The organism is Actinoplanes couchii, assembly GCF_016862075.1.
GTDB lineage: Bacteria > Actinomycetota > Actinomycetes > Mycobacteriales > Micromonosporaceae > Actinoplanes > Actinoplanes couchii.
The window spans coordinates 60,411-79,997 of the sequence record NZ_BOMG01000064.1 but is presented as its reverse complement, the minus strand read 5'-3'; the positions used below and the strand labels follow the sequence as shown (position 1 = coordinate 79,997).

8 protein-coding genes (1 of these 8 cut by a window edge) are annotated in these 19,587 nt (G+C 73.1%); 4 read left to right on the top strand and 4 right to left on the bottom strand.

Going from position 1 to position 19,587, the window contains the following annotated elements; genetic code table 11:
- Nucleotides 1–7 precede the first annotated feature (7 nt).
- Nucleotides 8–343: a hypothetical protein gene (locus Aco03nite_RS26145; RefSeq protein WP_203798828.1), complete on the top strand. Its 336-nt coding sequence runs from the start codon at nucleotides 8–10 to the stop codon at nucleotides 341–343.
- Nucleotides 344–382: 39 nt separating this feature from the next.
- On the opposite strand, the gene Aco03nite_RS26140 is transcribed toward Aco03nite_RS26145, so the two are convergent.
- The 3 genes from Aco03nite_RS26140 to Aco03nite_RS26130 are packed head-to-tail and all read right to left on the bottom strand — an operon-like array spanning nucleotide 383 to nucleotide 2,609.
- Nucleotides 383–1,018: a 4'-phosphopantetheinyl transferase family protein gene (locus Aco03nite_RS26140; RefSeq protein WP_203798826.1), complete on the bottom strand. Its 636-nt coding sequence runs from the start codon at nucleotides 1,016–1,018 to the stop codon at nucleotides 383–385.
- Complete coding sequence (locus Aco03nite_RS26135) at nucleotides 1,015–1,860, bottom strand: metallophosphoesterase family protein (RefSeq protein ID WP_203798824.1); 846 nt, start codon at nucleotides 1,858–1,860, stop codon at nucleotides 1,015–1,017. The genes Aco03nite_RS26140 and Aco03nite_RS26135 overlap by 4 nt, the downstream gene beginning before the upstream one ends.
- A complete protein-coding gene (locus Aco03nite_RS26130) occupies nucleotides 1,860–2,609 on the bottom strand; it encodes an aminotransferase class IV (RefSeq protein WP_203798822.1) in 750 nt (249 codons plus the stop codon). The genes Aco03nite_RS26135 and Aco03nite_RS26130 overlap by 1 nt, the downstream gene beginning before the upstream one ends.
- Nucleotides 2,610–3,518: 909 nt before the next feature.
- Between Aco03nite_RS26130 and Aco03nite_RS26125 the strand changes: the two genes are divergently transcribed.
- Together Aco03nite_RS26125 and Aco03nite_RS26120 are read left to right on the top strand one after the other, a co-directional pair.
- Nucleotides 3,519–4,190, top strand: coding sequence for a helix-turn-helix transcriptional regulator (locus tag Aco03nite_RS26125; RefSeq protein WP_239145435.1), 672 nt, complete (start codon nucleotides 3,519–3,521; stop codon nucleotides 4,188–4,190).
- Nucleotides 4,191–4,277: 87 nt separating this feature from the next.
- Nucleotides 4,278–5,306: a GDP-mannose 4,6-dehydratase gene (locus Aco03nite_RS26120; protein ID WP_203798820.1), complete on the top strand. Its 1,029-nt coding sequence runs from the start codon at nucleotides 4,278–4,280 to the stop codon at nucleotides 5,304–5,306.
- A gap of 71 nt (nucleotides 5,307–5,377) precedes the next feature.
- Here the strand turns inward: Aco03nite_RS26120 and Aco03nite_RS26115 are convergent, their stop codons facing one another.
- Nucleotides 5,378–5,668 carry a chorismate mutase family protein gene (locus tag Aco03nite_RS26115; protein WP_203798819.1) on the bottom strand — a complete coding sequence of 97 codons (291 nt, stop codon included), beginning with the start codon at nucleotides 5,666–5,668 and terminating at the stop codon, nucleotides 5,378–5,380.
- Nucleotides 5,669–5,763: 95 nt separating this feature from the next.
- On the opposite strand from Aco03nite_RS26115, the gene Aco03nite_RS26110 reads away from it, so the two are divergent.
- Nucleotides 5,764–19,587: the 5' portion of a type I polyketide synthase gene (locus tag Aco03nite_RS26110; protein WP_203798818.1), read on the top strand. 13,122 nt of this gene lie beyond the right edge of the window; 13,824 of the gene's 26,946 nt are visible here — the first part of the coding sequence; the start codon lies at nucleotides 5,764–5,766; the stop codon falls past the right edge of the window.

Here is a 19,587-nt window from a genome sequence, read left to right as displayed (position 1 = left end):
TCGCCCGATGCGTGAGATGACGGATTCCAACCGCAGGTGGGAGGCGTGGTTCACCGCCTTCACAACGATGCGGGACGCTTGGCCTGCCCGAGTCGATGTCCCGTGCCCGGACGGTGATCAAGGGCGACTGCACATCACGTACACGGGGAATCCGGAGTCCAGGGTCGGCTTCGCGACGATGTGGTGCGAAGTGGGCCGCAATGGCATCTTCCTTCCCCGAGTCGGTATTCCTGACGGTGCCGAGATGCTGCCGTTCGACGCGACTCCGGAAGAACGAGCTGCCGTCCTTCCGGATATCAACCTGATCCCGGCAGATCCGTACACCCCGGACGAAGAAGAGTGAGATCTCGCGTACCGCCGAGGGTGACCTGGTTTGCTGATCTCAGGGCAGGACGGTCACCGCGGTCACGACGAGGTTCCGGTCCACCAGGTGGCGGCCCGCGAAAGTGGACGGGCCGCCGCTGATCAGGATGTGGGCGGTGAAGGTGCCGTCGGGGGACACGTCGAGGCGGGCGTCCTCGAAACCGAGCCAGCACTTCGCCATCGGGTACCACGCCTTGTAGACCGACTCCTTGGCGCTGAACAGCAGCCGGTCCCAGTGGGTGCCGGGGTGGGCGGCGGCCAGGCGGGCGAGCATGGCGCGTTCCTCGGGCAGGGCGATGCTCTCCTCCACCCCGTCCGGGAGCGGGCCGTGCGGTTCTGCGTCGACGCCGGCCGAGACCACCTCGGACGACCGGGCGACCACCGCCGCGCGGTAACCCTGGCAGTGGGTGAGGCTGCCGACGACCCCGGCCGGCCAGAGCGGCTCGCGTTTCGGGCCGGGCCGGATCGCCACCGGCGGGTGACCCAGCCGGACCAGGGCCTCGCGGGCACACCGGCGGGCGGTGACGAACTCGCGCCGGCGGACCTCCACGGCGGACGCGATCAGGTCCTCCTCACCCGGGAAGACCTTCTCGCCGGGTACGTCATGGAACGCCTCGACCGCGATCACCGCGTCGGGCAGCAGTCGCTCGATCATGCCGCCGCTCCCGCCAGGATCAGCTTGGGCAGCACCGGCGGACCGGACCGCCGGCCCCACTCCCGCGGGTAGCCCAGCGACACCTCTTCGAAGCGGACGCCGTCGTAGTGCGTGGTGCGCGGGATGTGCAGGTGGCCGTAGACCGCGACGTCGGCCCGGTAGCGCACGTGCCAGTCGGCGGTGCGGTCGGTGCCGCACCACTGGGCGAACTCCGGGTAGTACATGACCTCGGTCGGCTGCCGGACCAGCGGCCAGTGGGTGACCAGGGCGGTCCGGGTCTCCGGGGCGAGCGCGTCGAGGCGGCGCCGGGTCTCCGTCACCCGGGCCCAGCACCAGGACTCCCGGTCCGGGTACGGATCCGGGTGCAGCATCATCTCGTCGGTGCAGACCACACCGGACTCGTAGGCCACCTTGAGCGAGGCCTCCTTCGTGGTGGTGCCGGGTGCGGTCCACGAGTAGTCGTACAGCAGGAACAGCGGGGCCACGGTGACCGGGTGGTCCGGGCCGGGCCAGACGGCGAACTCGTCCTCCGGGGTGAGCACGTCGATGCCGCGGCAGATCTCGACCAGCCGCCGGTACCGTTGCTCACCGCGCAGCCGCACCGGGTCGTCCGGGTGCGACCACAGCTCGTGGTTGCCGGGGGCCCAGATCACCTTGGCCCATCTGGCACGCAGACCGGCCAGGACCGCCTCGATGTCGGCGACCTTCTCGCCCACGTCGCCGGCCACGATCAGCCAGTCCCCGTCGTTCGCGGGGCGCAGCGCGTCGGTGATCGCCCGGTTCTGCGGGTACGACACGTGCAGGTCACTGACCGCGTACAACGAGGGCACGGTTTCTGTCATCAGATCTCCTCCGGCACGATCGACTCGTACCGCCGGCGCAGCGCCTCCAGGGCGGGGTGCGCGATGTCGAAACGGGTGGCGTCGGCGGCGGCGATCGGCCGCACGCCGGTGGCCGCGTTGGTGGCGAACGCGGCGGTGAGACCGGGCAGCCGGGAGAGCCCGACCGGCTCGGTCCGCTGCGGACCGTCGTAGGCCCCGGCCAGCAGCCGGGCGGTGACGCCGGGCAGCGCGTCGGCTTCCGGCCAGATCAGGGTGTCGCCGTCCAGGAAGCCGATGTTCCAGGTCACGCCCTCGCTGATCGACGCGTCGGCGTCGGTGAACAGGGCGTCGTCCCAGCCGTCCAGCTGGGCGCGCCGGCGCTCGTAGAGCGGGCCCAGCAGACCGGTGTGCTTCACACCCGGCACGTCCCGGGTGTAGACGGTCGAGCGCACCCGCAGCGGCGGCCCGGTGGGCGCGTGCGGGCGGATGGTGACCAGCACCTGGGGCTGGGCCGGACCGGACGGGCGGGCCAGGGACAGGCCGGGGTCGGTGATCGTCACGCGGGCGACGACCGGGCCGGTGCGATCGGCGATCGCCTCGCGGATCCGCTGCCGGACCAGACCGGTGGGCAGCTCGGCGGCGAACATCGTGGCGCAGTCGGCGACCAGGCGGTCCAGGTGCAGGCGCAGACCACGGACCCGGCCGTCCTCCACCAGCATCGTCGTGAAGTGACCGTAGTTGGTCAGAGCCAGGCTCTCCATCACCGTCATGGACGCCAGTCTGGCATCGGGGTCCGACGAAAACGCCTGCCGCCGGCGGCACCCGCGGCGAATCTAGTGATTCCCCTATGCCGATGACCCCCGTACCCGCACTTGCATATCGCCTGTGGTTGGCCGAGTCAACCCCTAAAAGGTCTTCCTTACCCCGATCCTTCGGTCGTGAATACGGGTTTCACCGGCGGCCGATCCTGATCATGATGATCTGGTGGCGGCGGGGAACCGGCCGCCGCTCGTGCTGTGCCGCCGCTCGCCGGCGCCGGTGCGTTCGGTGTTCCATGGCAATTCGTAATGCCGCCGAATCGGCGATGAGCCGCCCGGAATTGATCCGCGCGTGCGCCTATCTCTATTTCCAGGAATGTCTATCGCTCTATTGCCGGGTCTGTCGATCTGCCCGAAGGTCACTCCGGATGTTCCCGAAAGGGCAATGACGCTCATCTGTGTCACCAGAGCGGAAGCGGCGGGTGACAAAGAGTGGATTTCCTTTGTGTACAGACTGGCCGACTTCCATATTTCAGCTACCTTAAATCCACCGTAAAACCGTGCTCACAGTGATCGCCTCATCACCCGTGGGTGATCGTCGGTTCGGTGGCACCGGGGTGCCGTGAGGTGTGCCCGGCCCTTGATGGGAGCGTGTTTTTCGCAGGTCCAGGGTGTTTCGAGGTAGCGATTTCGATAAATCCGACCGGGCTGGAAGCGCACCTTAAACAGAACCTTTAGTCGCCCGGCTTGGGCCCAATCAATTGGGCCCAAGCTCGGTTGACACTCGGAAACCGGCGCTCCTAGTGTGATCGCCAGATTAAGGCCGACGAGCCGGGACACCGCCACAGATAACTGTCGGGACCGGTGCCGCTCGTCGCTCGGGGATTCGATGCACCGGCACAGAGGCAATGGAGGCTCGTCATGTTTTCCACATCCATCGCTCCCCACCTGGACGAAATCGGTGACGAGGCCGCGGCGGACGTACTTCTCTCTGCCGACGACCCCGGAACGTGCATGGCCCACCTGGACCGGAACCTGGCCGTCCGGCACGCGAACCCGGAGTTCTTCCGCCGATTCGGCGAGACCTCCGCGGAACTGTGCGGCCGGAAGTTCGCCGACCTGATCCACCCGAGCGTGCGGGCGCCGATGATGCGGAACTTCACCCGGCTGCTGGAGGGCAAGCAGCACCGCTTCACCAGTTCGGTGATCGCGGTCCGCCCGGACGCCGAGCCGCTGACCGGCACGATATCCGGGGTCGTGGTGCAGGGCGGCGCTCCGGACGCCACCGGCGTGCTGGTGCTGATGCGCCCGGACGACTCGGAGAGCCTCGCCGAGCCGGCCGTGGTCAGCCGGAAGAAGATCCTCAGCAAGACCGACGCGAAGATCCTCGAGGGCATCGCGTCCGGGATGTCCACCATCCCGCTCGCCGCACGCCTGTTCCTGAGCCGTCAGGGCGTCGAATACCACGTGGCCGGTCTGCTGCGGAAGCTCAAGGTGCCGAACCGGGCCGCGCTGGTGTCCCGCGCGTACTCGATGGGTGCACTGACCGTGGGGGTGTGGCCACCGAAGGTGGTCGAGGACTTCATCAAGTAGCCGATAACCGCGCTGGATCTAGGGAAACTGCCGGTCGCCCGGATCGTAGCGTCACTGGCGTCGACGGTCGGCGGTGAAGGGACGGAAATGGCCAGGCGAGCGCTAATCACCGGAGTCACCGGGCAGGACGGGTCCTACCTGGCCGAACATCTCCTCAACGAGGGCTATCAGGTCTGGGGCCTGATCCGTGGCCAGGCCAACCCCCGCAAGTTGCGGGTCAGCAGGCTGGCCTCCGAGCTGTCGTTCGTGGACGGCGACCTGATGGACCAGTCGAGTCTCGTGTCCGCGGTCGAGAAGGTCCAGCCGGACGAGGTCTACAACCTCGGCGCGATCTCCTTCGTGCCGATGTCCTGGCAGCAGCCGGAACTGGTCACCGAGATCAACGGTATGGGCGTGCTGCGCGTGCTCGAAGCGATCCGGATGGTCAGCGGGCTCAACCACTCCCGCAACGGCGGTACCCAGATCCGCTTCTACCAGGCCTCCTCCTCGGAGATGTTCGGCAAGGCGTTCGAGACCCCGCAACGGGAGTCGACGCCGTTCCACCCGCGCAGCCCGTACGGCGTCGCCAAGGCGTACGGGCACTTCATCACCAAGAACTACCGTGAGTCCTTCGGTATGTACGCGGTCTCCGGAATGCTGTTCAACCACGAGTCCCCGCGACGGGGCTCGGAGTTCGTCACCCGCAAGATCTCGCTCGCGGTGGCCCGGATCAAGCAGGGCTTCCAGGACAAGCTGCACCTGGGCAACCTGGACGCGGTCCGGGACTGGGGCTTCGCCGGCGACTACGTGCGGGCCATGCACCTGATGCTGCAACAGCCGGAGTGCGGCGACTACGTGATCGGCACGGGGCAGATGCACTCGGTCCGGGACGCGGTCCGGATCGCCTTCGAGCACGTCGGCCTGAACTGGGAGGACTACGTGGTGATCGACCCGGCCCTGGTCCGCCCGGCCGAGGTCGAGGTGCTCTGCGCCGACCCGGCCATCGCCAAGCGGCAACTCGGCTGGGAGCCCAGGGTGGACTTCCCCGAGCTGATGCGCATGATGGTCGACTGTGACCTCCTGCAGACCTCGCGGGAACACGAGTACGCCGACCTGATGCCGGCGGGCGCCTGGTAGGCGACTCACCACAGAGTGAAGGCGGGGCCCCGGGAACGGGTGCCCCGCCTTTTTGTCGGGCGGTGGAAGGGTCAGGCGTCCGGGGGCAGGTCGCTGCGGGAATGGGCCAGCGCCAGCATCGCGCGCGCGATCTCCGCGCCCTCCGGGCCGAGCCGGGACGTGTAGCGCTTGACCATCGCGTACTCCCAGGCCATCTTGCGCACCGGCAGCCCCGCCTCGGCGCGGGCCTCGTGCTGGCCGCGGGCGCGGAGCGTGCGATCGATCAGCATGCTGATGAGCAGGTCGTCGAGGGAGTCGCAGGGATCCGCTTCCGGCTCCGGGGCGAACAGGTCCTCCGGGGTAACGGGGGTACCAACCGTCATGCCAGCATCCTGATCGGATCCGCACCCGGTATTCCCTAAAGTCGCAGGCGGGGTTCTAGGGATTTTCCCGGTCGCCACGGCCGAGACTCCGAATCATGACGGGCGCCGTGGACAAGGAACAGAAGCTCCGGGACTACCTCAAGCGCGCGACCGCGGATCTGCAGCGGTCCCGGCAGCGGGTGAACGAGCTGGAAGCCACGGTCGGCGAGCCGATCGCGATCGTCGGCATGGCCTGCCGGTATCCGGGTGGTGTGGACAGTCCCGAGGCGTTGTGGCGGATGGTGCTGGCCGGCGAGGACGGCCTGTCCGGCTTCCCCACCGACCGGGGCTGGGACCTCGGCGGTGAACTGGCCGAGGCCTCCGCGGCCGGCGGCTTCCTGCACGACGCCCCGGACTTCGACGCCGACTTCTTCGGCATCTCCCCGCGGGAGGCGCTCTCCATGGACCCGCAGCAGCGGGTTCTGCTGGAGACCTCCTGGGAGGCGTTCGAGCGGGCCGGAATCCCGCCCGCGTCGATCCGCGGCACCCGGACCGGCATCTTCGTCGGCGGCATGCCGCAGGACTACCGGGTCGGCCCCGAGGACGACGTCCGCGGCTTCGTCCTGACCGGAAACTCCACGAGCGTCCTGTCCGGACGGCTCGCCTACTTCTTCGGCTCGGTCGGCGCCACCGTCACCATCGACACCGCCTGCTCGTCGTCGCTTGTCGCGCTGCACCTGGCCGCCCAGTCGTTGCGCCAGGGGGAGTGCGGCACCGCGATCGCCGCCGGCGTCACCGTGATGTCCAGCCCGACCACCTTCGTCGAGATGGCCCGCCAGGGCGGCCTGGCCGCGGACGGGTACTGCCGGTCGTTCGCCGACTCGGCCGACGGCACCGGCTGGTCCGAGGGTGTCGGCGTCCTGGTGCTGGAGCGCCTGTCCGAGGCACAGCGCAAGGGCCGCACCATCCTGGCCGTGCTGCGCGGCTCCGCCGTCAACTCCGACGGCGCCTCCAACGGCCTGACCGCCCCGAACGGCCCGTCACAGCGGCGCGTCATCGAGTCCGCCCTGGTGAACGCGCGGCTCTCCGCCGACCAGGTGGACGCGGTCGAGGCGCACGGCACCGGCACCACGCTCGGCGACCCGGTCGAGGCGCAGGCGCTGCTGGCCACCTACGGCCGTGGCCGTGACCCGGAACGCCCGCTGCTGCTCGGCTCGGTCAAGTCCAACCTGAGCCACACCCAGGCCGCCGCCGGCGTCGCCGGGATCATCAAGATGGTCATGGCGCTGCGCCACGAGGTGCTGCCCCGGACCCTGCACGTGGACACCCCGACCACGCACGTCGACTGGACCGCGGGCGCGGTGCGGCTGCTCACCGAGGAGCAGCCGTGGCCCCGGCGCGACGAGCCGCGCCGGTTCGGTGTCTCCGCGTTCGGCCTGAGCGGCACGAACGCGCACGCCATCATCGAGGAGGCGCCGGCGCCCGCCGAGGCCGCGCCGGCCACCGTCGTACCGGACGAGATGCCGTGGCTGCTCTCCGGCCGCAACCCGGCCGCACTGCGTGCCCAGGCCGCCCGCGTCCTTGACCTGCTGACCGGCGGCACGGCCGACCCGGTCGCGGTCGCCCGCGCCCTGGCCACCACCCGGTCCGCGCTGGAGCACCGGGCCGCGATCACCGCCGCCGACCCGGCCGCCGCGCTCGCCGAGCTGATCGCCGACCGGCCCGCCACCGGCCTGGTCACCGGCGGTGTCCTCGGCCGCGGCAAACTGGCGGTGCTGTTCACCGGCCAGGGTTCCCAGCGCCTGGGCATGGGCCGGGAGCTGTACGAGCGGTTCCCGGTCTTCGCCGAGGCCTTCGACGAGGTCTGCGGCCACTTCCCCGGACTGCGCGACATCGTCTGGGGCGACGACGCGGACCTGCTGGAACGGACCGGCAACGCGCAGCCCGCGCTGTTCGCCGTCGAGGTGGCGCTCTACCGGCTCGCCACCGGGCACGGCGTCACCCCGGACTACCTGATCGGCCACTCGATCGGCGAGGTCACCGCCGCGTACCTGGCCGGTGTCTTCTCGCTCGCCGACGCGGCCACCCTGGTCGCCGCCCGCGGCCGGCTCATGCAGGCGCTGCCGGCCGGCGGCGTGATGGTCGCCGTGGAGGCCGCCGAGGACGAGATCACCCTGTCCGAGGGTGTGTCGATCGCCGCCGTCAACGGGCCCCGCGCCGTGGTGCTGTCCGGCGACGAGGACGCCGTGGACGCCGTCCTGGCGACCCTGCCCGGCCGCCACGTCAAACGGCTCGCGGTCAGCCACGCGTTCCACTCGCACCGGATGGACGGCATGCTCGCGGAGTTCCGCGAGATCGTCGCCGGGCTCGACGCGCAGGCCCCGTCGATGCCCGTGGTGTCCACCGTCACCGGTGTCCCGGCCACCGTCGAGCAGCTCACCTCCGCCGACTACTGGGCCGGTCAGGTGCGGGCCGCGGTCCGGTACGCCGACGGTGTCGCCTGGCTGCGTGAGCACGGCGTGACCACGTACCTGGAACTCGGCCCGGACGGCACGCTCGCCGCGATGACCCGGCAGAGCGACGAGGACGCCACCGTGGTGGCCGCGCTGCGCTCCGGGCGCCCGGAGACCACCACCCTCACCTCCGCCCTGACCCAACTGCACGTCACCGGGGTTCCGGTGCGCTGGGACGCCTGGTTCGCCGGCACCGGCAGCACCCACGTCGACCTGCCCACCTACCCGTTTCAGCGCCGCCGCTACTGGCCCAAGGGCACCTTCGGGGCCTCCGCCGGGCTCGGCGCCGCGAACCACCCGCTGCTCGCCTCCGCGGTGTCGCTGGCCAACTCCGACGGGCTGCTGCTCACCGGCCGGCTGTCGGTGCGGTCCCACCCGTGGCTCGCCGACCACGCCGCCGGCGGCACCCTGCTGCTGCCCGGCACCGCGTTCCTGGAGCTGGCGATCCGGGCCGGCGACGAGGTCGGCTGCGACCTGGTCGAGGACCTGACCCTGACCGCCCCGCTGCCGCTGCCCGCCACCGGCAGCGTCGACGTGCAGGTGTGGGTGGGCCGCGAGGACGAGTCCGGCCGGCGCACCCTCACCGTCTACTCCCGGGCCGAGGACGCCGGTGACGAGCCGTGGACCTCGCACGCCACCGGCACGCTGAGCACCGGCGCGTACACCGCCGAGGCCGTCGACGTCCCGCCCGCCGGCGCCACCCCGATCGACCTGACCGGCCTGTACGAGCGGATGGCCGACGCCGGATTCGTCTACGGGCCGTCGTTCCGGGGCCTGGTGGCCGCCTGGCGTGACGGCGACGACGTCCACGCCGAGGCCGTTCTGCCCGAGGGCCTGGACGCCGAGCAGTTCGGCATGCACCCGGCACTGCTCGACGCGGTTCTGCACGCCACCTCCCTGATGGGCCTGTCCGGGCTGCCGTTCGCCTGGCAGGACGTCACCCTGCACGCCTCGGCCGCCACCGCGGTCCGGGTCAAGCTGTCGCCGGCCGGCGCCGACGCGGTGAGCCTCACCGTCACCGACCCGGCCGGTCAGCCGGTCCTGTCCGCCGGTTCGCTGGTGCTGCGCGCCCCCGAGGGCAACACCGTCCCGGGCCGGGAGGCGCTGTACCGGCTGGACTGGGTGCCGGTCCGCGGTACCTCGGCCCTGCCGTCCGCCGTCGCGCTCGACGGTGACGACGTGTTCGGCCTGGCCGCCGGGCTGCCCGTCGACGCGGCCGCCGCGACCGTGCTCGTCCAGGTCGCCCCGTCCGGTGACCCGGTCGCCGGCGCGCACTCCGAGACCGCCGCGGTCCTGGCCCGGGTGCAGGAGTGGGCCGCCGACGGCGGCAACACCCGCCGTCTGGTCGTCGTCACCCGGGGCGCGGACACCGACCCGGCCGCCGCCGCCGTGCGCGGTCTGGTCCGCTCGGCGCAGGCCGAGCACCCCGGCCGGTTCGGCCTGATCGACCTGGACCCGGCCGGTGGCGCCGACGGGCTGCTCGCCGCGCTCGGCTCCGACGAACCGCAGCTGGCGCTGCGCGGCGGCGAGATCCGCTGCGGCCGGCTGGTCCGGGTCGCCGCGCAGGCCGGTGACCTCGGCTGGGATCCGGACGGGACGGTGCTGGTCACCGGTGGCACCGGCGGGCTGGGCGCGGTCTTCGCCCGGCACCTGGTCACCCGGGGCATGCGGCGGCTGCTGCTGGTCAGCCGCAGCGGCCCGGACGCGGCCGGCGCCGCGGAACTGGTCGCCGAACTGACCGCGGCCGGCGCGCACGTCGACGTGGCCGCCTGCGACGTGGCCGACCCGGCCGCGGTGGACGCGCTGGTCGCCGGGATCACCGGCCTGACCGCGGTGGTGCACTCGGCGGGTGTGCTCGACGACGGGGTGGTCGAGTCGCTCACCCCGCAGCGCCTGGACGCGGTGCTGCGCCCCAAGGCGGACGCGGTGTGGAACCTGCACCGCGCGGCCGGGGACGTCGCCGGTTTTGTGGTGTTCTCCTCGTTCTCCGGCACCGCCGGAGCGGCCGGCCAGGCGAACTACGCGGCCGCGAACGCCTTCGCCGACGCGGTCGCCGAGCTACGCCGTACGCAGGGAAGGAATGCTCTGTCCCTCGGGTGGGGACCGTGGGCGGCGACGTCCGGGATGACCGGCACGCTGTCCGAGGCCGACCTGGAGCGCCTGGCCCGGGCGGGCACCCCGGCGCTCACCGCCGAGCAGGGCATCGCGCTGTTCGACGCGGCCCTGTCCGGTGCCGACGCGGTGCTGCTGCCGGTCCGTCTCGACCTGCCGGTGCTGCGGTCCCGCGGTGACGTCCCGGCGTGGCTGCGCGGCTTGATCCGGGCCCCGCGCCGGTCCGCGGTGTCCGGCACCCAGGCCGCCGCCGGGCTGGTCCAGCAGCTGTCCCGCCTCGGCGCGGACGAGCGCCGCGACACCGTCATCGGGCTGGTCCGCGCACAGGTCGCCGCGGTGCTGGGCCACGACGGCCCGCACGACGTCGACCCGGCCCGGCCCTTCACCGACCTGGGCTTCGACTCGCTCACCGCGGTGGAGCTGCGCAACCGCCTAGCCGCCGTCACCGGTCTGCGGACCTCGGCGACGGTGATCTTCGACTACCCGACGGTGACCGCTCTGGCCGGGCACCTGCTGGCGGAGCTGTTCGGCGCCGCCGGTGACGCCGGCGCGACCATGCCGCTGGCCGACACCGCCGACGACCCGATCGTCATCGTCGGCATGAGCTGCCGGTACCCCGGTGGCGTCTCCTCGCCGGAGGACCTGTGGCGGCTGGTGGCGGAGGAGACCGACGCGGTCTCCGGCTTCCCGGTGGACCGCGGCTGGGACCTGGAGCACCTCTACCACCCGGACCCGGACCACCTGGGCACCACCTACACCCGGCACGGCGGTTTCCTGCACGACGCCGGCGACTTCGACCCCGCCTTCTTCGGCATGAGCCCGCGCGAGGCGCTGGCCACCGACTCCCAGCAGCGGCTGCTGCTGCAGGCGTCGTGGGAGGCGATCGAGCGGGCCGGCATCGACCCGTCGTCGCTGCGCGGCAGCCGCACCGGTGTCTTCGCCGGCATCATGTACAACGACTACTCCGCCTTCCTGACCGGGCCGACGTTCGAGGGCTTCCAGGGTGTCGGCACCTCGGCGAGCATCGCCTCCGGCCGGGTCGCCTACGCGCTCGGGCTGGAGGGCCCGGCCGTCTCGGTGGACACCGCCTGTTCCTCGTCACTGGTCGCCCTGCACTGGGCCCTGCACGCGCTGCGGGCCGGTGAGTGCACGCTGGCCCTGGCCGGTGGCGTCACGGTGATGTCCACCCCCACCTCGCTGATCGAGTTCTCCCGGCAGCGCGGCCTGTCACCGGACGGCCGCTGCAAGGCGTTCTCCGACACCGCCGACGGCGTCGGCTGGTCCGAGGGTGTCGGCATGCTGGTTCTGGAGCGGCTCTCCGACGCTCGCCGCAACAACCACCAGATCCTTGCTGTCGTACGCGGTTCCGCGATCAACCAGGACGGTGCGTCCAACGGCCTGACCGCCCCGAACGGGCCCTCCCAGCAGCGGGTCATCCGGGCCGCGCTGGCCGGCGCCGGGCTCGGCACCGACGACGTGGACGTGGTCGAGGCGCACGGCACCGGCACCACCCTCGGCGACCCGATCGAGGCGCAGGCCCTGCTCGCCACCTACGGCCAGGACCGCGCCGAGGACCGTCCGCTGCTGCTCGGCTCGGTGAAGTCGAACATCGGCCACACCCAGGCCGCCGCCGGTGTCGCCGGGATCATCAAGATGGTCATGGCGATGCGCCACGGCAGCGTCCCGCGCAGCCTGCACAGCGACCGGCCGTCGTCGCACGTGGACTGGTCGGCGGGCGCGGTCCGGCTGCTCGACACCCGTACCGACTGGCCGGCGGCGGACCGTCCGCGCCGGGCCGCGGTGTCCTCGTTCGGCATCTCCGGCACCAACGCGCACGTCATCATCGAGCAGGGCCCGTCCGTTCCGGCCCGCGAGAGTCAGGAGACCGGGCCGGTCGCCTGGACGCTGTCCGGGAAGACCCGCGGCGCGCTGCGCGACCAGGCCGCCCGCCTGCGCGGCTTCCTGACCGACCAGGACACCGCCGACGTCGGCCTGTCGCTGGCCACCGCCCGTACCGCGTTCGAGCAGCGGGCCGTCGTGGTCGGCGACCGGGACGAACTGCTGCGCGGCCTGGCCGCCCTGGCGGCGGACCGGACCGACCCGGCGGTGACCGTCGGGGAGAGCGGCGGCGCCGGCAGGCTCGCGATGCTGTTCACCGGGCAGGGCGCCCAGCGGATCGGCATGGGCCGCGGCCTGTACGACCGGTTCCCGGTGTTCGCCACGGCGTTCGACGAGATCAGCGCCCACTTCGACGGGCTGCGCGACGTGGTCTGGGGCGACGACCCGGCCGCCCTGGACGAGACCGGCTGGGCCCAGCCGGCGCTGTTCACCGTCGAGGTCGCCGTCTACCGCCTGCTGCACTCCCTGGGCGTACGCCCGGACGTCCTGATCGGCCACTCGATCGGCGAGATCGCGGCGGCACACGTGGCCGGGGTCTTCTCCCTCGCCGACGCCGCCACCCTGGTCGCCGCCCGGGGCCGCCTGATGCAGGCGCTCCCGGCCGGCGGTGTGATGATCGCCGTCGAGGCGGCCGAGGACGAGATCACCCTGGCCGACGGTGTGTCGATCGCCGCCGTCAACGGGCCGCGCGCGGTCGTGCTGTCCGGTGACGAGCAGGCCGTCGAGGCGGTCGTCGCCGGGCTGGCCGGCCGCCGGACCAAGCGGCTCGCGGTCAGCCACGCGTTCCACTCGCACCTGATGGACCCGATGACCGCCGAGTTCGCCGCGGTCGTCGGCGGCCTCACCCTGGCCGTGCCGTCGATCCCGCTGGTCTCCAACGTCACCGGGCGGATCGAGACCGACCTGTTCACCGACGCGGCGTACTGGGTGCGGCACGTCCGGGAGGCGGTCCGGTTCGCCGACGGCGTCGCGGCCACCGGCGCCGGCACCCTGATCGAGGCCGGCCCGGACGGTGTCCTGGCCGCGATGAGCGAGGGTGTGCTGACCGGCGCCGAGGCGGTGCCGGCACTGCGCGGCGACCGGGACGAGGCACGCGCCTTCACTGCCGCCCTGGGCCGGCTGCACGTGCGCGGGCTGCCCGTCGACTGGCGGGCCTCGTTCGGCTCCGCGGCGCGGCGGGTGGACCTGCCCACCTACGCCTTCCAGAACGAACGCTACTGGCCGGACACCGTGGCCCCCACCGCCGCCCCGGCCGACGCCGCCCTCTGGGAGGCCGTCGAACGCGGCGACGCCGACGGCCTGGCCGGCCTGCTCGGGCTGCGCGACGAGGAACACGCCTCGCTGTACGCGCTGCTGCCCGCGCTGTCCTCGTGGCGGCGCCAGCGCTCCGCCGCGGACGCCCTGCGGTACCGGTTGCGGTGGAAGTCCGTCCGGGCCGCCGCCGCACCGGTCCTGGACGGCACCTGGCTGATCGTCACCACCGGCGCCGTCGACGCCGAATCCGTCGTCGGGCCGCTGCGCGGGCACGGCGCCCGTTTCCACATCCTCGACGTCACCGGACTCGACCGGGCCGGTGTCGCCGCCGCTCTGGAGGAGCACCGCGACGCGGCGGGCGTGCTGTCCCTGCTCGCGCTCGCCGACACCCCGGCCGACGCCGCCTCCGGCCTGCCGGACGGGCTCGCCGCCGTGGTCACCCTGGCCCAGGCGCTCACCGACGTCACCTGGGGCGTCCCGGTCTGGACGCTCACCCGCGGCGCCGTCTCCACCGCGCCCGCCGACACCCTGCACAACCCGGCGCAGGCCGCGGTCTGGGGCTTCGGCCGGGCCGCCGCCCTGGAACGGCCGATCCCGTGGAGCGGCCTGATCGACCTGCCGCCGGTCCTGGACGCCCCGGCCGTGCAGCGGCTGGTCAGCGTGCTCGCCGCGCACGGTGGGGAGGACCAGCTCGCGATCCGGGACACCGGTCTGCACGCGGCCCGCCTGGAACGTCACCCGGGCACCCCGGTGACCGACGACGCGTTCACCACCTCCGGCACCGTGCTGATCACCGGTGGCACCGGCGCGCTCGGCGCCACCGTGGCCCGCTGGCTGGCCGGCGCCGGAGCCGAACACCTGGTGCTCACCGGCCGCCGCGGGGCGGACACCCCCGGCGCGGCCGAGCTGACCGCCGAACTGGAGGAGCTGGGCGCCCGCGTCACCGTCGTCGCCTGCGACACCGCCGACCGGGACGCGCTCGCCGCGGTGATCGCCGCGTACCCGCCGAACGGTGTGGTGCACGCGGCCGGAGTCGGCCAGGCCGGCCCGCTCACCGAGACCCCGCTGGACGCGGTGGCCGGTCTGATCGCCGGCAAGATGGTCGGCGCGGCCCACCTGGACAGCCTGCTCGACGGCCACGACCTCGACTTCTTCGTGCTGGTGTCGTCGGTCGCCGGGGTCTGGGGCAGCGCCGGGCAGAGCGCCTACGGCGCCGCCAACGCCTACCTGGACGCCCTCGCCCAGAACCGCCGCGCCCGTGGTCTCGCCGCCACCTCGATCGCCTGGGGCCCCTGGGGATCGGCCGGCATGGCCACCCACGAGGCGATGGCCGACAACCTGACCCGGCGCGGCCTGAGCTTCCTGTCCCCGGACAGCGCCGTCGCCGAGCTGGGCCGCGCCGTCCAGAGTGGCGAGGTCACCCTCACCGTCGCGGACGTGGACTGGACCACCTTCCACCCGATCTTCACCGTCGCCCGGGCCGGCGCCCTGTTCGACGAGCTGCCCGAGGTCCGCGCGATGGCCTCCACGCCGCGGACGCCGGTTGCGGAGTCCCTGCTCAGCGGCCGGCTCGCCGGTCTGGACGAGCCGGATCAGCTGCGGATCCTGATCGACCTGGTCCGGGCCGAAGCGGCCACCGTGCTCGGCCACGAGTCCGCCGAGGGCGTCGCCGAGCGGCGCGCCTTCCGGGACGCCGGGTTCGACTCGCTGACCGCTGTGGAGCTGCGCAAGCGCCTCGTCGCGGCCACCGGTCTCGACCTGCCCAGCACCCTGGCGTTCGACTACCCGACCCCGGTGGCGCTCGCCGCGTTCCTGCGGGAGGAGATTCTCGGCGCTGCCGGCGGCCCGGCCGGCGGCGCCGAGTCCACGGCGGCGCTGGACGAGCCGATCGCCATCATCGGCATGGCCTGCCGGTTCCCCGGCGGGGTGCGCACCCCCGAGCAGTTCTGGCAGATGATCGCCGACGGCACCGACGCGATCAGCGACTTCCCGGTCAACCGGGGCTGGGACACCGACGGCCTCTACGACCCGGACCCGGACCACGCCGGCACCACCTACTCCACCCGGGGCGGCTTCCTGCACGAGGCGGGACAGTTCGACCCGGCCTTCTTCGGCATCTCGCCGCGCGAGGCGCTGTCCATGGAACCCCAGCAGCGGCTGCTGCTGGAGACCACCTGGGAGGCGTTCGAGCACGCCGGCATCGACCCGGCCGACGTGCACGGCAGCCGTACCGGAACATTCATCGGATCGTCGTACCAGGAGTACGGCCTGGGCCTGGACACCGACGGCGCCGGGTACGCGGTCACCGGCACCAGCCCGAGCGTGCTCTCCGGCCGGCTCGCCTACCTGTTCGGCCTGGAGGGCCCCGCGGTCACCGTGGACACCGCCTGCTCCTCGTCGATGGTCGCGCTGCACCTGGCCTGCCAGTCGCTGCGCAACGGCGAGACCAGCCTCGCCCTGGCCGGCGGCGCCACCGTGATGACCAACCCGAACCCGTTCATCGCGTTCAGCCGGCAGCGGGCACTGGCCGTGGACGGGCGCTGCAAGGCGTTCTCCGACGGCGCGGACGGCATGACCCTGGCCGAGGGCATCGGCGTGCTGGTGGTCGAGCGGCTCTCCGACGCCCGGCGCAACGGCCACCCCGTGCTCGCCGTGGTACGCGGCTCGGCGATCAACCAGGACGGCGCCTCCAACGGCCTCACCGCCCCCAACGGCCCGTCCCAGCAGCGGGTCATCCGGCAGGCGCTGAGCAACGCCGGGCTGAGCACCGCGGACATCGACGTGGTCGAGGCGCACGGCACCGGCACCGCCCTCGGCGACCCGATCGAGGTCCAGGCGCTGCAGGCCACCTACGGCCGGGACCGCGACCCGCAGCGCCCGCTGCTGCTCGGCTCGGTCAAGTCGAACATCGGCCACACCCAGTCCGCCGCCGGTGTCGCCGGCATCATCAAGATGGTCCTCGCGCTGCAGCACGGCGCCCTGCCCGCCACCCTGCACGCGGAGCAGCCGTCGAGCCACATCGACTGGACGCCCGGCACGATCAGCCTGCTGACCGGCGGCGCGGACTGGGCCGACGACCCGGCCCGGATCCGCCGTGGCGCGGTCTCCTCGTTCGGTATCTCCGGCACCAACGCGCACGTCGTCATCGAGCAGGCCCCCGCCGCCGAGCCCGCCCCGGCCCGGCCGGAGCACGACGGGGCGCTGCCGTGGATCCTGTCCGGGCGTACCCCGGCCGCGCTCGCCGGTCAGGCCGCCAACCTGGCCGGTCTCGACGCCGACCCGCGTGACATCGGTTTCTCCCTGCTCACCACCCGCGCGGTGTTCGAGCAGCGCGCCGTGATCGTCGGCGCGGACGCGGACGAACTGCGGGCCGGGGCGACCGCCCTCGCCGCCGGGCTGCCCGCCGCGAACGTGGTCACCGGCACCGCCGACGTGGACGGCCGGACCGTCTTCGTCTTCCCCGGCCAGGGCTCCCAGTGGGCCGGCATGGGCGCCCGCCTGCTCGACGAGTCGCCGGTGTTCGCCGAGCGGCTGCACGAGTGCGCGGCGGCCCTAAGCGAGTTCTGCGACTGGAACCTGATCGACGTGCTCCGCCAGAGGGACGGCGCACCCACCCTGGACCGGGTCGACGTGGTGCAGCCCGCCTCGTTCGCCGTGATGGTGTCGCTGGCCGCGATGTGGCAGGCGCACGGCGTCCGGCCGGACGCCGTGATCGGCCACTCCCAGGGCGAGATCGCCGCGGCCACCGTGGCCGGCGCGCTGTCGCTCGCCGACGGCGCCCGCGTGGTCGCGCTGCGCAGCCAGGCCATCGCCGCCACCCTGAAGGGCACCGGCGGGATGATCTCGGTAGCGCTCACCGTCGAGGACGCCGAGAGCCGCATCGAGGGGACGGGTCTGTCCGTCGCCGCGGTCAACGGCCCCGGCTCGGTCGTCGTCTGCGGCCCGGCCGAACCCCTCGACGCACTGGTCGAGCGGCTGACCGGGGACGGGGTCCGGGTCCGCCGGATCCCGGTGGACTACGCCTCGCACTCCGCCTCGGTGGAGCTGCTGCACGACGAGATCCTCGACATCCTGGCGCCGATCCGGCCGCGTACCTCCGACATCCCGTTCTTCTCCACCCTCACCGGCGACTGGCAGGACACCGCCGGGCTGGACGCCGGCTACTGGTACCGCAACCTGCGGCACACCGTCCGGTTCGGGCCGTCCGTCGCCGCGCTGGTCGAGCAGGGCCACCGCGTGTTCGTCGAGTGCAGCTCGCACCCGGTGCTGACGATGGGCGTACAGGCGGTCGCCGAGCAGGCCGGCAGCCCGGTCACGGCAGTCGGCACCCTGCGCCGCGACACCGGCGGGCTGGACCGGTTCCAGCTCTCCCTGGCCGAGGCCTTCGTCCGGGGCGCCCGCGCCGACTTCCGCCCGCTGTTCGAGGGCGCGGGAGCCCGGCGGATCCCGCTGCCCACGTACGCCTTCACCGAAGAGTTCCTCTGGGCGATCCGGCCCCCGCGGCAGGACGGCGACGGCGCCGGCCCGGCCGACGAGGCGTTCTGGAGCGCCGTCGAGGGCTCCGACGTCGACGGCCTCGCGGCCGATCTGGAGCTGGACACGGCGGCGCTCACCCCGATCCTGCCGGCGCTGGCCCGCTGGCGGCGCCGCCGCCTGGACAGATCCACCATCGACGGATGGCGCTACCGGTCCTCCTGGAAGCCGGTCCCGTCGCTGCCGCCCGCCCGGATCACCGGCACCTGGCTGCTGGTCGGCGCGGACACCGAGGTCGAGACCGCGCTCACCGCGCACGGCGCCACCGTGGTCACCGACCCGGCCGGCCACGAGCTGACCGGCGTCGTGTCGGTCCTCGCGTCGCGGGAGGAGCCGGACGGCGACCACCCGGGCCTCACCGCGGGCCTGATCGCCAGCCTCGACCTGATCAAGACCGGTCACGAGGCGCCGCTCTGGTTCCTCACCCGCGGCGCGGTCGCGGCCGGCCGCGCCGACCGGGTCACCAACCCGGTCCAGGCGCAGATCGCCGGCCTCGGCTGGACCGCCGCCCTGGAACACCCGCAGCGTTTCGGCGGCGTCGTCGACCTGCCCGCCCGGCTGGACCGGCGCGGCGCCGAACGGCTCGCCGCGGTCCTCACCGGCGGCACCGGCGAGGACCAGGTCGCCATCCGGGACTCCGGTGTGCTGGCCCGGCGCATCCTGCGCGCCCCCGCCGCCGAGAAGCGGCAGTGGGCGCCCACCGGGACCGTCCTGGTCACCGGCGGCACCGGCACCCTCGCCCCGCACCTGGCCCGCTGGCTGGTGGACCAGGGCGCCCCGAGGATCGTGCTGGTCTCCCGGCGCGGCCCGGACGCGCCCGGCGCCGCCGAACTGCTGGCCGGCCTGGGGGACACCGCCGAGGCGGTCGCCTGCGACATCACCGACCGGGCCGCGCTCAGCGACCTGATCGACCGGCTCGCCGCCGACGGCACCCCGGTCCGCACCGTCGTGCACGCCGCCGCCGTGATCGAGCTGGCCACCATCGAGGAGACCTCCCCGGCGGCCTTCGCGACGGTGATGCACGCCAAGGTCACCGGCGCCCGGCTGCTCGACGAGCTGCTCGGCGACGACCTGGACGACTTCGTGCTGTACTCGTCCACCGCCGGCATGTGGGGCAGCGGCAGGCACGCCGCGTACGTCGCCGGTAACGCCTACCTCAACGCCCTCGCCGAACAGCGCCGCGCCCGCGGCGGCCGGGCCACCTCGATCTCGTGGGGCATCTGGTCCGACGACATGAAACTCGGCCGGGTCGACCCGTCGGCCATCCGGCGCAGCGGCCTGAACTTCATGGAGCCGGCGCTCGCCCTGGCCGGCCTGAAGCAGGCACTGGACTCCGACGACACCGTGGTCACCGTGGCCGACGTGGACTGGGCGACCTACCACCCGGTCTTCACCTCGTCCCGGCCCACCACCCTGTTCGAGGACCTGCCGGACGTCGCCGAGCTGGAGGTCCAGGCACCCGCCGCGGACACCGGGTACGCCGCCCGGATCCGGGCGCTGCCCGCCGCCGAGCAGGACCGGGTCGTGCTCGACCTGGTCCGGGGCGAGGCCGCCGCGGTGCTGGGCCACGCGTCGTCGGAGACGCTGTCCGAGCACCGGGCGTTCCGTGACGTCGGTTTCGACTCGCTG

Excerpts from the sequence above, each read along its gene's own strand:
- Aco03nite_RS26145 (WP_203798828.1), top strand. The coding sequence starts at position 8 with ATGCGTGAGATGACGGATTCCAACCGCAGGTGGGAGGCGTGGTTCACC.
- Aco03nite_RS26140 (WP_203798826.1), bottom strand. The coding sequence starts at position 1,018 with ATGATCGAGCGACTGCTGCCCGACGCGGTGATCGCGGTCGAGGCGTTC.
- Aco03nite_RS26135 (WP_203798824.1), bottom strand. The coding sequence starts at position 1,860 with ATGACAGAAACCGTGCCCTCGTTGTACGCGGTCAGTGACCTGCACGTG.
- Aco03nite_RS26130 (WP_203798822.1), bottom strand. The coding sequence starts at position 2,609 with ATGACGGTGATGGAGAGCCTGGCTCTGACCAACTACGGTCACTTCACG.
- Aco03nite_RS26125 (WP_239145435.1), top strand. The coding sequence starts at position 3,519 with ATGTTTTCCACATCCATCGCTCCCCACCTGGACGAAATCGGTGACGAG.
- Aco03nite_RS26120 (WP_203798820.1), top strand. The coding sequence starts at position 4,278 with ATGGCCAGGCGAGCGCTAATCACCGGAGTCACCGGGCAGGACGGGTCC.
- Aco03nite_RS26115 (WP_203798819.1), bottom strand. The coding sequence starts at position 5,668 with ATGACGGTTGGTACCCCCGTTACCCCGGAGGACCTGTTCGCCCCGGAG.